Origin of the sequence: Amycolatopsis sp. NPDC048633 (assembly GCF_040650695.1) — a bacterium.
Lineage (GTDB): Bacteria > Actinomycetota > Actinomycetes > Mycobacteriales > Pseudonocardiaceae > Amycolatopsis.
Window position 1 is genome coordinate 837,664 of sequence record NZ_JBEZHS010000001.1, and the last position, 13,754, is coordinate 851,417.

A 13,754-nucleotide genomic window follows, 5' to 3' on the forward strand; every position below is an offset into this window, starting at 1 on the left:
CTACCGCCGCCCGGCCCGGTCGACTCGGCTCCCCGGGCCCAGCAGTTCCTCGCCTGCGAGCCGGACGTCCGCGGCCACGAGCACCTCGAGGCCGGTCCGGCCGGCGAGGGGCGTGAGGTCGATCTCTTCGGGACCGGTCAGGGCCAGGTGCCGCAACGCCGGGAGACCGGACAGGACCCGGAAGTCCGGGAACGGGGTGTCCGAGAACTGCAGGACTTCGAGCTTGGTCAGCGAAGGCAGCACGCTCAGCTCGACCTCGGGGCAGTTCGCGAAGCCGAGCCGGGTCAGGCTGCCGGCCCAGCCGGCGAGGGCGCGCACGTCCCGCAGGCGCGGACAGTTCCGGAAGCTCAGCCCGGACGGCCGGTCCAGAAAGGACAGTGGGCGCAGGTCGGTCAGCTCCGGAACGCCGTCGAGGGCCAGCCCGGGCAGAAAGGGCAAAGCGGCGAGCTCGTCGAACCGGTCGAGGTCCTCGAGGTAGCTCAGCTTGAGGTCCTGCAGGTCCGGCAGCTCGGCAAGCCGCGCCCAGCCGTGCGTCGTCACCTCGGCGAGAATGGTACGCAGGGTGGGGATCTCGGCGAGCGGCCCGATGTCGGTCGACTCCGGGAACAGGTCGCCGGTCAACGTGATGCGTTCCAGCGAAGTGCCCACCAGTGCCCGCACGTCGAACCCGCTCGAGTCGCCGACTTCGAGCCCCTTCAGCCGGGGAAGCTTCCGGGCGAAGCTGAGATCGCCGTGTCCGTCTTCGAACCAGCAGTCGAGGTATTCGAGGTGCCGCAGGTGTTCCAGGCCGACCAGGTCCGCCGGGTCTCCGACGAACAGATATCCGATCGGCAGATCGGCCAGCACGCGTTCGGCGAACTCGGCTGGATCGAACCGTTTCCGGGCCTCGGCCAGCTCGTCCACCACCGGCTGGTCCTGGGCGTCGCGGTAGCGGGTCAGCAGCTCCAAGGCACCCGGGCCGCCGATCAACGCGATCGCGCGGACGGTCGCGGCCACGGCCCCGGGGGTCTCGGGTGCACTGTCGGCCAGGAGGTCGAGGACGAACTCGCCCGCTGCCGCCAGCGCCTCCGCCTCCTCGAAGTTCGACGGTGGGATCAAGGTGCTGGCCCGGTCCTCGATCTCGTTGCGCAGCCGCTCGCTCAGCACCGGCGACGTCTCCAGACAGGCCAACGCCACGAGGTTCAGCTTCAGCCGCTGTTTCTCATCCGCGTCCCACTGGAGGATGCCGTCCAGCAGACGTTCGCGCTGCGCGGGATGGGCGTGACCCGCCGCCAGGACCACGACTTCGCGCCACTCGTCGAGGTGGGCGTTCGCCGTCAGGATGCCGATGTCGTCCTCTTCGACCGCCGCCTGGGCGGCCAGGTACTCCTGGAACGTGCGGTGCACGAAGTCGATCCGGCCCGGGACCGGTTCGCGCAGCACGCCACCACGATCCAGGAGGTGGCGGAACACCGTGTGCGGCGTGACGTCGATCTGGCCCATCGAGCGCAGCTTCGCCGCGACGCGGGCTTCGGCGTCCGGCAGCGGGACGTCCGTGTGGCCGTTGCGGACCAGCCAGTAAGCCAGACTTCGCAGCAGCACGAGCTTTTCGGTCAGCGAAAGCCGCACGGTGGTTTCGATCCGACGCTCGATGTCGCGGCTGTCGAGCAGCATGCGCAGCGCGACGTCGTAGAGCTCCATGCGGTTGTCGGGCAGGCGTCCGTTGCCCTCCTGGTGCAGGGCGCAGAGCAACGCGCACATCAGCGGGTTCTCGGCGAGCCGCCGCAACGCGCTCCGGGCGCCGATGGCCGCGATCAACGCGTCCCCGCGGTCTTCGAGGGCCGGTACCGCCGCGTGCCAGCGCTTGACGAACGTGCGGACGTCGCGCGGGGTCATCGGCTGGAGGCGGACCTCGGTGAACCCTTCGCCACGCAGCCAGTCGGGGGCCACCGCCGCCGGCCGGGTGGTGACGACGAACCGGGCCTTCGGAAACGTGCTGACGAGTTCGCGCAGCCACTCGCGCACCTCGCGGCGGCGCTCGTCCGGCAGCTCGTCGATTCCGTCGACGAGGACGACAGCCCACCCCTTGCGCAGCCGCTTGTGCACCCACCCCGGTGGCATCTCGTCGGCGATGTGCCTGCCGACCTCGTCGAGGAAGCGTTCCGGCGTGGGCAGCGGTGCCTGGCTGAACCGCCGCAGCCGCACCAGGAACGGCTCCAGGTCGGCCCAGCCGTCGGCATCCTGCAGCTGACGGCTCGCGCACTGCACGGCCAGCCACTGCAGGAGCGTCGTCTTGCCGGAGCCGGCTTCACCCCGCAGCAGGATCCGGCGCGTGCTCGGCAGGACCTGCTCGATCCGGTCGCCCGCGGCCCGGTCCGAGGTGACGCTCAAGCTCAGGTAGGCGACCGACAGCGGATACAGCCGGGTCGCCTCGGCCAGGCCCGCGCCGAACAGCGCCATCCGGTCCAGCGCCGTCACGACCTGACGCCGGAAGTCGGCCGCGAAGTCGTCCGGGTGGCGGCGTTCCGGCAGGGCCGCCAGGACGTTCCGGACCGTCTCCAGGATCTCCGTCTCCCGCCGGAGCACCTCGACCAGCGCACCCGGCTGGAAGCGCGGCAGGGTGCTCGTCACCTGCACCAGGTACGCGCAGCACTCCCGCAGCACCCGCCGGTACAGCTCGGTCGCGTCGGCCGACAACAGGGACGTGGCGCCCGGGACCGTCCGGAGCAGGGAGCGGTACAGGAACGCCGCGTCGAGGTCGGTCGCGAACAGGTCGTCGTCGGTCAGGGCCGCGCGATCGAACGTCTCGCGGGCCGCGTCCACCGCCGCGACCCGCTCGTTCTCGGGCAGGCCGCGGAACTCGACGTCGAGGAACGGCAGCAGCCGGTCGGCGACGCGGGACTCGAGGTTCGTGAACAGCAGGCGGAGCTTGCGGCGGTCGTTGAGACCGGTGACCTGCTTCTCCAGCAGGTCGAACACCTTGGCCGAGGCGTCGGCGGCGATCGGGCGGTCGCCGAGCCAGAGCTTCGCGGCGGCCTTGACCACCGCGGTCGTCAGCGCGATGGCCGCCGCTTCGAGACTCACCGCGGCGAGCCTAGCCGAGCACCTCGTCGGTGGTGGCCACCTTCACCAGCGGCCCGTACAGCCGCATGAGGTCCAGCGCCTTCGCGTGGCTCTCGTCGTCCACGCCCGCGCACGCGTCGGACACCACGGTCACCGAGACGCCCGCGTCCGCCGCCGCCAGCGCCGTCGACAGCACGCAGCAGTCCGTCGACACCCCCGCCAGCACCAGCCCAGCACCGCCGACGCGGGTCGCCAGGCGGGAGGTCCACTTGCCGAACGTCGTCGCGTCCACTGTGGACGACGGCTGGAACTCGGAGATCACCTGGTACAGCGGCGCGTCCGGGGGCCGCAACGCGAACGGCCACTGCTCGTAGTACTGCTTCCACGCCCCTTCCGGGTGCGAAGGCGCGATGAACCGCGTGAACACGACGTCGTTGCCGAACGCGTCCACCAAGCGGTGGATCGGCGGCAGCACCTCGGCGAAGCGCGGGGTGAACCACTCGCTCGCCGGAGTGGCGAAGACGTTCTGCAGGTCGATGACCGCCAGGACCGATTTCACGCCGCCTCCTGCGCGCGGACGCGGTGCCGCGTAAGCGAAGTGACGACGAACCCGAGCGCCAGCGCCACCAGGACGCCGAGGTTCGCGTACGCCCACGAGCCGTCGCGCCCGCCGAGTCCGAACGGTTCGAGGAGGTAACCCTGCCACTGCAGCCAGCCGGCGGCGGTGTTCGTGACCAGGCCCCAGCCGAGCGCGGTCGCTACCAGCACCAGCGCGATCGGCCCGAACCGGACGTCGCCGTAGCGGCCGGCCGGGTCGAACAGGTCCGGCTCGGCGTAGTCGCGCCGGCGCAGCAGGACGTCCGCGAGCATCACGCCGCACCACGCCGCCACCGGCACGCCCAGCGTCACCAGGAAACCCTGGAACTGGCCGAGGAACTCGCCGCCGAAGAACACGATGTAGATCGTGCCCGCCACCATGAGCACGCCGTCCACGAACGCCGCCACCGGCCGTCGCACGCGCAGCCCGGCCGACAGCAGCGCCAGCCCGGACGAGTAGATGTCCAGCACCGCGCCGCCGACCAGGCCGAGCACCGCGACGATCGCGAACGGCACCAGGAACCACAGCGGCAGCAGCGTCGTGAGCGCACCGATCGGGTCCTTCGCGATGGCGCCGTTCAGCTCCGTGGAGGAGCCGGCCAGCAGCAGTCCGAACACGAGCAGCACCAGCGGTGCCACCGACGCGCCGAACGTCGTCCAGCCGACCACGCCGCGGCTCGACGACGACCGCGGCAGGTAGCGCGAGTAGTCCGCGGCCGCGTTGACCCAGCCGAGGCCGAAGCCGGTCATCAGGAACACCAGCGCGCCGACCCACTGCTGCGCCGAACCGGACGGCAACGCGCTGACGGCGTCCCAGTGCACGTCACCGACGACCAGGACGACGTAGACGACCGTGAGCACGCCGGTGATCCAGGTGATCCACGTCTGCAGCTTCATGATCGCGTCGAAGCCGAGCACGCCCGCCGCGACGGTCAGCGCGGCCACGACGACCAGCGCGATCACCTTCGTCGGGGTCCCGCCGCCCCAGCCGAGCCGCTCGAAGACCGTCGACGTGGCGAGCGTCGCCAGCGCGGTGAGCACGGTTTCCCAGCCGACCGTGAGCAGCCACGAGATCGCCGACGGCAGCCGGTTGCCGCGGACGCCGAAGGCCGCGCGCGAGAGCAGCATCGTCGGCGCCGACCCGCGTTTGCCCGCGATCGCGATGAACCCGCACAGCAGGAACGAGAACAGGATGCCGACGACGCCGGCGACCAGCGCCTGCCAGAAGGAGATGCCGAAGCCGAGGGTGAACGAGCCGTAGCTCAGCCCCAGCACCGACACGTTCGCGCCGAACCACGGCCAGAACAGCTGCCGCGGGCGGCCGCGGCGCTCGGCGTCGTCGATCACGTCGAGACCGTTGGTCTCCACCTTGAGCTTCCGGGTGCCCGCTTCGGTCATGGCCCGTCCCCTGGATCAGTAGGTGGTCCTACTCTGCCCGGTCCGCCGCCGCAGGGTGAGCAACTCGTCGACGAGCGGCCCGAATTCGAGGCGGTTCACGGACAGCACAGTCTCGACGACATCGGGGCGGAAGGCACCCACGCCGTGCGCGGCGCCGAGCATCGCCCCGCAGATCGCGGCGACGGTGTCGGTGTCGCCGCCGAGCCCGGCGGCCAGGCGCAACGCCGCCGGCGGGTCGTCGCCCACGGCCTCGGCCAGCGCGAACGCGGCCACGACGGACTCCTGCGACGCGACCGACGTGCCGATCACCCGGGCGACCGCGTCGGCGACGGCGGCCGGCGTCATGCCCCGCACCCAGCCGCGGGCCCAGTGGATCCGGGCGGCGATCTCCCCGCCGGCGGCCCAGTGCCCGCGTTCCCCGCCGACGACGGCCGCGCGCTCGCCGACGTCGAGCGCTTCGGCGAGGTTCGCGCCCTCGACCCCGGCGGACACGGCGGCGGCGACCGCGGCGGCGGACGCGATGCCGAGGCTGGTGTTGTGCGTGACGCGCGCGGTCGCGGCGACGGCGTCGACCAGCGTGTGGAGGTCTTCGCAAGGGGTCGCGATGCCGACCGGCGTGACGCGCATGGCGGCGCCGTTGGTCGTCCCCGTGCGGCCGGCTTCCTCAGCCGGGACACCGTCCTGAAGACGCGAGAGCGCGCGTTTCGTCGACGGCCCGAGGAGGTCCGCGGAGCCGCGGCGGATCATGTCCGCCTCCCAGATGAGCAAGGCGTCGGCGAAGACGCGCGGCTCGACGGTGCCGCGGCCGTCGATGAGCAGCCGGGCCAGCAGGACGGCCTGCTCGGTGTCGTCGGTGACCGACCCGGCGGGCATCGACGGCGCGACCGGCTGCTCGGCGACGGCGGCGAGCAGGCCGGTGACCGGCCCGTAGGCGGCGGCGATGGCGGCGCGGGACATGGACTGCGTCGGCATCCCGAGCGCGTCGCCGACGGCGAGCCCGGTGAACGCGCCGAGCGCCCGGTCCCGCGCGTTCACCGGTGTCCGAAGGTGAGGTGGAACTGGAACCGGTCCGGGTCCAGCAGGCTGACGACGCGCTCGACGAGCCGGCCTTCGACGTCGACCGAAGTGCGCTCGGCGCGGAGGAAGAGCTCGCCGATGCTGCGGCCGAGGAGCTCGGCGTCGCCGGCTTCGAGGCGTTCGGTGCTGATCCACTGGTCGCCGCCGACGGAGACCCGGCCGGCGGCTTCGAGGGTCTTGGTGAGGGAGCCGTCCCGCAGGCCGGTCTCGGGGAGGTCGGCGAGCACACCGGCGGCGGAGACGGTGGCGGTCTCGAGCGAGACGCCGCGGTCGTGCTCCCGCCGCAGCCGCCGCACGGCGACGTAGGTCTTCTCGCCGAACTCCTCTTCGAGGGCCCGGTCTTCGACCGTCTCGATGCCGAGGAGCTGCGTGGTGACGGGTGCGCCGGCGTCGGCGAGGGCGCGGGCCCAGCCGATCCGCTGGTCGAGCTGGACGCCGTCGAAGGTGACGAACGACCCGACGCCGGCCTGGGTGGAGATGAGCTCGAGCTGCTGGAGCTCGGAAAGGGCGCTGCGGACGGTGCCCCGGCTGACCTGGTACTGCTCGGCGAGCTGGTTTTCCCCCGGGAGACGCTCGCCGTGGGCGAGGCGTCCCGAGCGGATCAGGTCGGAGAGGTCGCCGACGAGCTGCTGCCGCTTGCTGTACATGTACACACCTGTACACGCTGCGTTCGTGCTGGTCAAGCGGCGACGAGCGGCTGGGCGTCGGCCTCGGCCTCACGGGCCACCAGCTCGCCGGCCTCCTTCGCGGACGCGCCGGCGACCAGCATGATCACCGCGAACGAGGCCACGAAGATGACCGTGCTCAGCCAGACCATGGTCGAGACGGGCAGCGTGAAGGCGCCGATCACCCGGGCCGCGCTCTCGACCATGAACCCGACACCCCAGATGAAGCTGCCGCGACGCAGGACGGTGATGAACCTCTTGTTGGACCGCAGGCGTTCCCAGGCGGCTTCGTGGTCGGCCTTGCCGTGGGTGAGGAAGGGGCGCAGGGCCTTGGTCATGATCGGCTGCGCGGTGAAGGCGGAGATCAGGATGACGACCCCGGTGATCCCACTGCCGATCGAATCCTTGGCGATCATCATCCGCGCGTCCCCGGAGACGAAGGTCAGCAGCATCCCGACGACGTTGGTCACGAGGACGACGAGCGCGAGCCCGTTGATGGTGCGGTTCTTGGCGAACTGGAAGAGCGTCCGGGCCAGCGGGAAGACCCCGGAGAGGGCGAGCGCGGTGAAGTCGCTCGCACCGAGCGAGTGGAGTCCGTAGTAGACGCCGAGCGGGACGGCGATCTCGACGCCGAGGGTCTGGAGCAGGGAACGGATGCCGTTGTCGTTCGTCATGGGAAGAGCTTGTCGCGGCGCGGGGGCCGGCAAGGATGCGATCCGCCACGATCGGGGGGTTACAGATGTCACGACCTCACGTCCGGCGCGGCCACGTCGTCGTAGGGGTATGGCGACGTTCCTGCGTTTCACGATCGGCCTGCAGACCTTGGCCGTGTTCCTCTCCCCGGTCACCGCCGGCCTGCTGCTGACCACGCCGAACGGGCATTCACTGCACAGCGCGGCGGCGTACACGGTGTTCGTGCTGGCGGTGGTGCACGTGGCGGCGGCGGCCCTGGCATGGCGCCCAGGAGGCGGCTCACCCCGGCCGATCGTTTCGGCGACCGTGTTCCTGGGGCTGGTGCTGGCGCAGGTGGTGCTGGGCATCGCGCACGTGACGGTCGTGCATGTCCCGCTGGGGGTGCTGCTGTTCGGGTTCAGCCTGCTGCAGCTCAGCCGCCGGAGTGCATGTCTTCCGCTTCCGGGACGCAGTCGTCGTCCGGGTCGTCCAGCCAGCCGTGCGGGAGTGTGACCTTGCCGGGTGAGCCCTGACGCCCGCGGGGGCCGTCGGCGTTGTCCGGGAAGGGTGCGTCGTGGTCGAGGCGGCCGATGAGGTCGTCGAGCTCGGTCAGGCTGGACACCATCGCGAAGCCGCGGCGCAGCTCGGCGCCGACCGGGAAGTTCATGAAGTACCAGGCCATGTGCTTGCGCAGGTCGCGCAGGGCCTTGGTCTCGCCGTCGTGCTGGATGAGCAGCTCGGCGTGCCGGCGCAGGACGCGGGACACTTCGCCCAGGTTCGGCGGCGTCGGCAGCGCGCGGCCCGCGAACGCCGCCTCCAGCTCGCCGAAGAGCCAGGGCCGGCCGAGGCAGCCGCGGCCGACGACGACGCCGTCGCAGCCGGTTTCGGCGACCATGCGCAGGGCGTCGGCGGCGCTGAAGATGTCGCCGTTGCCGAGCACCGGGATGCTCGTGACCGCTTCCTTGAGCGCCGCGATCTTCGTCCAGTCGGCCTGGCCGGAGTAGCGCTGCGCGGCGGTCCGCGCGTGGAGGCTGACGGCGGCCGCGCCCTCGGCCTCGGCGATGCGGCCGGCGTCGAGGTAGGTGCGGTGGTCGTCGTCGATGCCGATGCGGAACTTGACCGTGAACGGCACGTCGCCGGCGGCCTTCGCGGACTCCCGGACGATCGCCTCGAACAGCTTCCGCTTGAACGGCAGCGCCGCCCCACCACCCTTGCGCGTCACCTTCGCGACGGGGCAGCCGAAGTTGGAGTCGACGTGGTCGGCGAGCCCTTCGCCGACGATGATCCGCACGGCTTCGGCCATGGTCTTCGGGTCGACGCCGTAGAGCTGCATGGACCGGGGCTTTTCGTTCGCCCCGAAGGTCATCATGTGCATGGTCCCGGGATGCCGTTCGACGACGGCCCGCGCGGTGATCATTTCGCACACGTAGATGCCGGCGCCGTACTCGGCGCACAGCTGCCGGAAGGCGACGTTGGTGATGCCGGCCATCGGAGCGAGCACCACTGGGGGATCGACCCGGTAGGGGCCGATCTTCAGGGCGGGCTTGCTCAGCAGGGCGGTCACATCCTCCATTGTCACCTGTGGTGTCGATCACGTCGACCAGGGGCCTGTCCGGCGCCCGGTTCGGACGGCAGCGGTCGCAGCCACCGAGCGGGACGGGGCTTCGTGAATTGAGAATTCCCGGGAAATCGTCGCGCGTACTCGATTCGTTTCACGGAACGAGATGTTGTCTTCGAAATGTCGTGTTGGAAGAGACCGGTCCGGTGGGTATTCCTGGGTTCTTGCTCCCGGGATAGTGGTCAGAAACAGGACACATCACGGGGGCTGGTAGCGAAAGTGTGGCGGTACCCGATCAGTCGGCCATGACGCCGAATGAGGTCGCGCGTATGAGCACGTACTGATGAAGGGCAGAGCGCGAAATGGAATCTGAGTTCGCTGGACGGTACCGGCTCGGCGCGGAACTGGGACAGGGCACGCGGGCGACCGTCCGGGCCGGGGTGGATCCGAGTGGCCGTGAATTCGCCTGCAAGCAGTTGCGCACCGATCTGTCCGAGCTGGGCGAGGCCGGTGCGTCGTTCATGCGCGAGCAGTCCGTCCTGCTGGGGTTGTCGAACCCGAATCTCGTGACGGTGCACGACCTCCTCGACGAGGGTGGCGTTGTGACGCTCGTGCTGGATCTGATCAGCGGTGGCTCGCTGCGCGACCGGCTCGCCGCGTCGGGAACCTTGCTGCCCAAGGAGATCGCCCGGATCGCCGCTGGGGTCGCGGCGGCACTGCACGCTGTCCACGAGGTTGGCGTGGTGCACGGCGATGTGCGTCCGGAAAGCGTCCTGATGGACGATTCCGGAGCCGTCCGGGTGCCGAAGCTGACCGACGTCGGCGTGTTCCGCGTCGTCCCGAGAATTCCGCAGACCTCGATGAGGACGGCGTCGAAATACCTCGCGCCGGAAATCGTCACCGGTGGTGAACCGACCGCGTCGGCCGATTTGTACGCCCTCGGCGTCATGGTCTATGAGCTCTACTGCGGGGTCGCGCCGTTCCCTGGCGGGTATGTCCGGCGCGCGGACGAAGAGCCGGGCCGGCCGGGCGACATGCCGGATGCGCTCTGGGAGATCGTTCGGGTGCTGCTCGCGTTCGACGCGGCGACGCGCCCGGCCGCCGACCGGATCGCCGCGGTGCTGAACGCGATCGCGCCCGATCTGGCGAACAGTCCGGTCGGGCCCCGGCTGGAACGCCCGCCGCTGCCGACGTATGCGCGGCCCCAGGACAAAGCCGGCGCGCCCGCGCCGGGGATCGGAGACACGGTGTTCGGCACGCCTTACGTCAGCCCGCCGCCCCCGAGGCGCAAGAAGAAGCTTGTCCCGATCTTGATCGTCGGGGCCGTGTTGGCCGCCGGGGCGATCACGGCGCTGAGCATCAGCTCCTCGGCGACACCGCCGCCCGCGCCCGCGATCGCCGCAGGCACTGCGTCGGCGGAGGTGCAGCCGTCGACGTCCGAGGTGGTTCCGACCACCTCGGCGGCGCCGACCATCGCGCCCGACCTGATCGGCAGAAAACTGGCGGACGCGCAGGACCTGCTGGGCAACGGGATCCAGGTCGACACGGTGAACTCCATCGAGCAGACCGCCCCGGCGGGCACGGTGATCGACCAGGACCCGAAGGCCGGGGGCGCGCTGAACGGGCACATCAAGCTCACGGTCGCGCAGTCGGCGGTCGAGGTCTACCTGTCCGATCTGCGGCCGGTCAACGGGAACTCCTGGACGAACGACACCCTGCCGGCCGACATCGCCGGGAAGAGCTATCTGCACAGCGTCTCGAAGAGCGTTTCGTACTGTTCCGACACGGGCGCGATCGAATACAACATTTCGAAGGGTTATCGGCGGTTCGCCGCGACGGCGGGGATGGACGACAACTCCGGCGACGCCGGGCTGAAGGTCCAGCTCGAGGTCTTCGGCGACGGGCGCAAGCTGAAGTCCGTGACGTTGGAGCTGGGCAAGGCGACGCCCATCGATGTCGATGTCAGCGGCGTCCTCCGGCTGCGGCTGTCGTGGCAGGTCGCCAATGCGACCTGTAGCGGCGGGGTCGGGGGTGACGCCTTCGCACTCGGGGAGGCGAAGCTGCTCGGCCTGCCCGGCGAGGTACCCACGCCGACCACGACGAGCTGATCTCGCCGGTCAGGGCCCGGTCGGTCGAGGATCGGGCCCTGCGGCCTAAGCGACCAGCGTCGGGTCGCCCCAGGCCAGCGACGGCAACTGGTTCGACCGGCCGACGGCCATCGCCGCCCCGGCGGCCAGCGGGTGCAGGGTCATCCCGGGCCGCCAGGCGACGAGCTTCATCCGCAGCACGTTCGTCAGGTCGCACTGGATCCACGCGGGCTTGCCCATCCGGACCTCGTGCTGGCCCTGCGGCACGTTGTCCAAGAACACCTGGAAGTAGCCGACCTGGCCGGCCTCGTCGGCGTCGTCGAGCACCCCGGCGGTCGATTCGAACCGCCGGTACCGGCGGCTCAGGTTGTATTCGACGACGCCCTGCGGATCGCCGGCGTACAGCTGCGGCCGGTAGACGATGCTGCTGCCGCGGTGCAGCCCGTCGATCTCCGCGCCGCCGAACCGGATGTCGGACGAACGGGCGGCCGGCTGCAGGACGGTGGTGAGGAGCTGCGCGCCGGCCGCGGGCTGGGCGGTGGGCCGCGTCGCGTGCCACGCGCCGACCCACTCGCCGATTTCCGGCGGCGCGAACCGGGGTACGCCGGTAAATGCGGCCAGCAGGTCCGCGGCGCCTTCGAGGGTGAATTCCTTGATTTCGTACCGGGTGGTGGAATGCGCGTTGAGGAAGTTCGGTATCTCCTCGACCTTGCGTCCGGGCAGCACCACCGGAAGAATTCGACGCGTTTCGCGCGGCAGGTCCCTGGTCAGGTTGTCGCGGATCATCGCCGCCTCGAACTGGGAGCCGCGGCCCAGGTCGGGCACCTCGTGTCCCTCGGCCCGGCGCTTGTAGGCGGGCGAGGCTATGGCCAGCACGAAGTCAGCTTTCGCGAGGTGCTGGGACGCCCACAGCGACCAGTCGAGCCGGAAGCTGTCCACCCATTGATCGAAATATACTTCAACGCCCAACTGGGCGCGTAAGAAAGTTGCGAACTGGCGGACCATGTCCTGGTGTTCTTCCGAGTCTTGGGCGTAACTTATGAAGACCTCGGGTCGTTCACTCGGGCTCATCCAGTCGGTTCCTTCAAGAAAGTTTGGGCAGAATGAACAAGTTAACCAAAACGATGGTATGAAGTCAGCACGCACTGCCGATTGTCATCGTTCTGTCCAGAAACGCATCGGCTAGCCGGCGGTCAAGCGACGAGGTCGTCCCAGCGGACCAGGATCGCCGTGGCCAGCAGGCCGGCCACGATGATCTTGATGAGGATCAGCCCGCTGCTCAGCCCGGTGAGCGACGTGAAGTCCAGCAGCACGTCCGCCACGAACGCCGCCGCGAACACCTTCGCGCCCCAGCGGCGGCGGAAGGCGAGGGCGATGACCGCGAGCAGCTGGATCGCCGTCGCGAACACCGCGAGCACGAACCACGGCGACGGATCACCGCCGTGGCTGAGGTCTCCCGCCAGCACGCTGATTGCGGCGACCAGGAGCACCAGCGTGCCCAGGCCGAAGACGACCAGCATCACCGGCAGGAAGATCCGGCCGGCGCCGACGGGCGTGGCGCGTTCGGGAACGCGGCGACGGGGCACGGCGAGCCTCCGCTCGACTCGGGAACCATCACCGTGCCCCACCCCGCGGCGGACGTCCACCGTGGTTTTGCCGCCACCGTCTGCCCGTAGGGTTCCGGTATGACCGACAAGCCCCTGCGCTGGGGAATCATGGGGACCGGCGGGATCGCCGGCGCCTTCGCGGAAGACCTGAAGCTGACTGACTCCGGCGTCGTCGCCGCGGTCGGGTCTCGCACGGCCGAAAGTGCCGATGCCTTCGCCGGGCAGCGAGGCATCCCGACCCGGCACAGCAGCTACGAAGCCCTCGCGAACGATTCCGACGTCGACATCGTCTACGTCGCCACGCCGCACCCCCTGCACCACGGCAACGCGCGGCTCGCGCTCGAGGCCGGCAAGCCCGTGCTGGTGGAGAAGCCGTTCACGATGAACGCCGAAGAGGCGCGTGACCTGGTCGCTCTCGCGCGGGAACGGAACGTCTTCCTGATGGAAGCGATGTGGACGCGCTTCCTGCCGCACATCCGGCACATCCGCGAGCTGCTGCCGAGCCTCGGCGACGTCGTCACCGTCACCGCCGACCACGGGCAGTGGTTCGCCGAGGACCCCGCGTTCCGGCTGTTCGCCCCCGAACTCGGCGGTGGTGCCCTGCTCGACCTGGGGATCTACCCGGTTTCGTTCGCGTCGATGGTCCTCGGCGCGCCCGACCGCGTCGCCGCCATGGCGACCCCCACGTTCACCGGCGTCGATGCGCAGACGTCGATGCTGTTCGGCTACGCGAGCGGGGCGCAGGCCGTGCTGAGCTGCACGTTGAGCGCCGTTTCGCCGACCACGGCGGCGATCATCGGCACCGACGCGCGCATCGAGGTCGAAGGGCCGTTCTACGCGCCCGCGTCCTTCACGCTCATCCCGCGCGAAGGCGACCGGAGCCGCTACGAGTACGTCGACGAGGGCCGTGGCCTGCGGCACCAGGCCGACGAAGTGGCACGGCTGCTGACCGCCGGTGAGACCGAGAGCCCGCTCATGCCGCTCGACGAGACCGTCTCGATCATGACGACCATGGACCAGGTACTCACCGCGGTTGAGTAGTGCTACGGAT

The 13,754-nt window shown here is 70.3% G+C and carries 12 protein-coding genes; 3 read left to right on the forward strand and 9 right to left on the reverse strand.

Annotated elements, in window-relative coordinates:
- From AB0C38_RS04200 to AB0C38_RS04225, 6 genes are read right to left on the reverse strand one after another with little or no spacing between them, the layout of a single operon-like run.
- Nucleotides 1-3,063, reverse strand: a complete 3,063-nt coding sequence (locus AB0C38_RS04200) for an NACHT domain-containing protein (protein ID WP_360666159.1) — start codon at nt 3,061-3,063, stop codon at nt 1-3.
- A 10-nt stretch (nt 3,064-3,073) separates the two neighbouring features.
- Complete coding sequence (locus AB0C38_RS04205; protein ID WP_360666162.1) at nt 3,074-3,601, reverse strand: cysteine hydrolase; 528 nt, start codon at nt 3,599-3,601, stop codon at nt 3,074-3,076.
- Nucleotides 3,598-5,037, reverse strand: a complete 1,440-nt coding sequence (locus AB0C38_RS04210; protein ID WP_360666165.1) for a cytosine permease — start codon at nt 5,035-5,037, stop codon at nt 3,598-3,600. The genes AB0C38_RS04205 and AB0C38_RS04210 overlap by 4 nt, the downstream gene beginning before the upstream one ends.
- A 15-nt stretch (nt 5,038-5,052) precedes the next feature.
- Nucleotides 5,053-6,072 (reverse strand): ADP-ribosylglycohydrolase family protein, encoded by a 1,020-nt coding sequence (locus AB0C38_RS04215; RefSeq protein ID WP_360666168.1) that lies wholly within the window; start codon nt 6,070-6,072, stop codon nt 5,053-5,055.
- Entirely contained in the window at nt 6,069-6,761 is a 693-nt protein-coding gene (locus tag AB0C38_RS04220) for a GntR family transcriptional regulator (RefSeq protein WP_360666172.1), read from the reverse strand. Before AB0C38_RS04220 ends, AB0C38_RS04215 begins: the two co-directional genes overlap by 4 nt.
- Before the next feature lie 32 nt (nt 6,762-6,793).
- The gene (locus AB0C38_RS04225; RefSeq protein ID WP_360666175.1) at nt 6,794-7,453 is read right to left on the reverse strand and encodes a VC0807 family protein; all 660 of its coding nucleotides are present in this window, start codon (nt 7,451-7,453) and stop codon (nt 6,794-6,796) included.
- Nucleotides 7,454-7,562: 109 nt separating this feature from the next.
- On the opposite strand from AB0C38_RS04225, the gene AB0C38_RS04230 reads away from it, so the two are divergent.
- A complete protein-coding gene (locus AB0C38_RS04230) occupies nt 7,563-7,964 on the forward strand; it encodes a hypothetical protein (protein WP_360666177.1) in 402 nt (133 codons plus the stop codon).
- On the opposite strand, the gene dusB is transcribed toward AB0C38_RS04230, so the two are convergent.
- A complete protein-coding gene (gene dusB / locus AB0C38_RS04235) occupies nt 7,885-9,024 on the reverse strand; it encodes a tRNA dihydrouridine synthase DusB (protein WP_360666180.1) in 1,140 nt (379 codons plus the stop codon). The genes AB0C38_RS04230 and dusB overlap by 80 nt on opposite strands.
- A gap of 347 nt (nt 9,025-9,371) precedes the next feature.
- On the opposite strand from dusB, the gene AB0C38_RS04240 reads away from it, so the two are divergent.
- A complete protein-coding gene (locus AB0C38_RS04240) occupies nt 9,372-11,117 on the forward strand; it encodes a protein kinase (RefSeq protein WP_360666183.1) in 1,746 nt (581 codons plus the stop codon).
- A gap of 45 nt (nt 11,118-11,162) precedes the next feature.
- Here AB0C38_RS04240 and AB0C38_RS04245 read toward each other — a convergent pair whose 3' ends face one another.
- Both AB0C38_RS04245 and AB0C38_RS04250 read right to left on the reverse strand, forming a co-directional pair.
- Nucleotides 11,163-12,167: an SEFIR domain-containing protein gene (locus tag AB0C38_RS04245; protein ID WP_360666186.1), complete on the reverse strand. Its 1,005-nt coding sequence runs from the start codon at nt 12,165-12,167 to the stop codon at nt 11,163-11,165.
- 122 nt (nt 12,168-12,289) lie between these two features.
- Nucleotides 12,290-12,682, reverse strand: a complete 393-nt coding sequence (locus AB0C38_RS04250; RefSeq protein ID WP_360666189.1) for a hypothetical protein — start codon at nt 12,680-12,682, stop codon at nt 12,290-12,292.
- A gap of 99 nt (nt 12,683-12,781) precedes the next feature.
- On the opposite strand from AB0C38_RS04250, the gene AB0C38_RS04255 reads away from it, so the two are divergent.
- Nucleotides 12,782-13,744 carry a Gfo/Idh/MocA family oxidoreductase gene (locus AB0C38_RS04255; RefSeq protein WP_360666192.1) on the forward strand — a complete coding sequence of 321 codons (963 nt, stop codon included), beginning with the start codon at nt 12,782-12,784 and terminating at the stop codon, nt 13,742-13,744.
- Nucleotides 13,745-13,754 lie beyond the last annotated feature (10 nt).

Excerpts from the sequence above, each read along its gene's own strand:
- AB0C38_RS04240 (WP_360666183.1), top strand. The coding sequence starts at position 9,372 with ATGGAATCTGAGTTCGCTGGACGGTACCGGCTCGGCGCGGAACTGGGA.
- AB0C38_RS04210 (WP_360666165.1), bottom strand. The coding sequence starts at position 5,037 with ATGACCGAAGCGGGCACCCGGAAGCTCAAGGTGGAGACCAACGGTCTC.
- dusB (WP_360666180.1), bottom strand. The coding sequence starts at position 9,024 with ATGGAGGATGTGACCGCCCTGCTGAGCAAGCCCGCCCTGAAGATCGGC.
- AB0C38_RS04220 (WP_360666172.1), bottom strand. The coding sequence starts at position 6,761 with ATGTACAGCAAGCGGCAGCAGCTCGTCGGCGACCTCTCCGACCTGATC.
- AB0C38_RS04225 (WP_360666175.1), bottom strand. The coding sequence starts at position 7,453 with ATGACGAACGACAACGGCATCCGTTCCCTGCTCCAGACCCTCGGCGTC.
- AB0C38_RS04255 (WP_360666192.1), top strand. The coding sequence starts at position 12,782 with ATGACCGACAAGCCCCTGCGCTGGGGAATCATGGGGACCGGCGGGATC.
- AB0C38_RS04245 (WP_360666186.1), bottom strand. The coding sequence starts at position 12,167 with ATGAGCCCGAGTGAACGACCCGAGGTCTTCATAAGTTACGCCCAAGAC.
- AB0C38_RS04230 (WP_360666177.1), top strand. The coding sequence starts at position 7,563 with ATGGCGACGTTCCTGCGTTTCACGATCGGCCTGCAGACCTTGGCCGTG.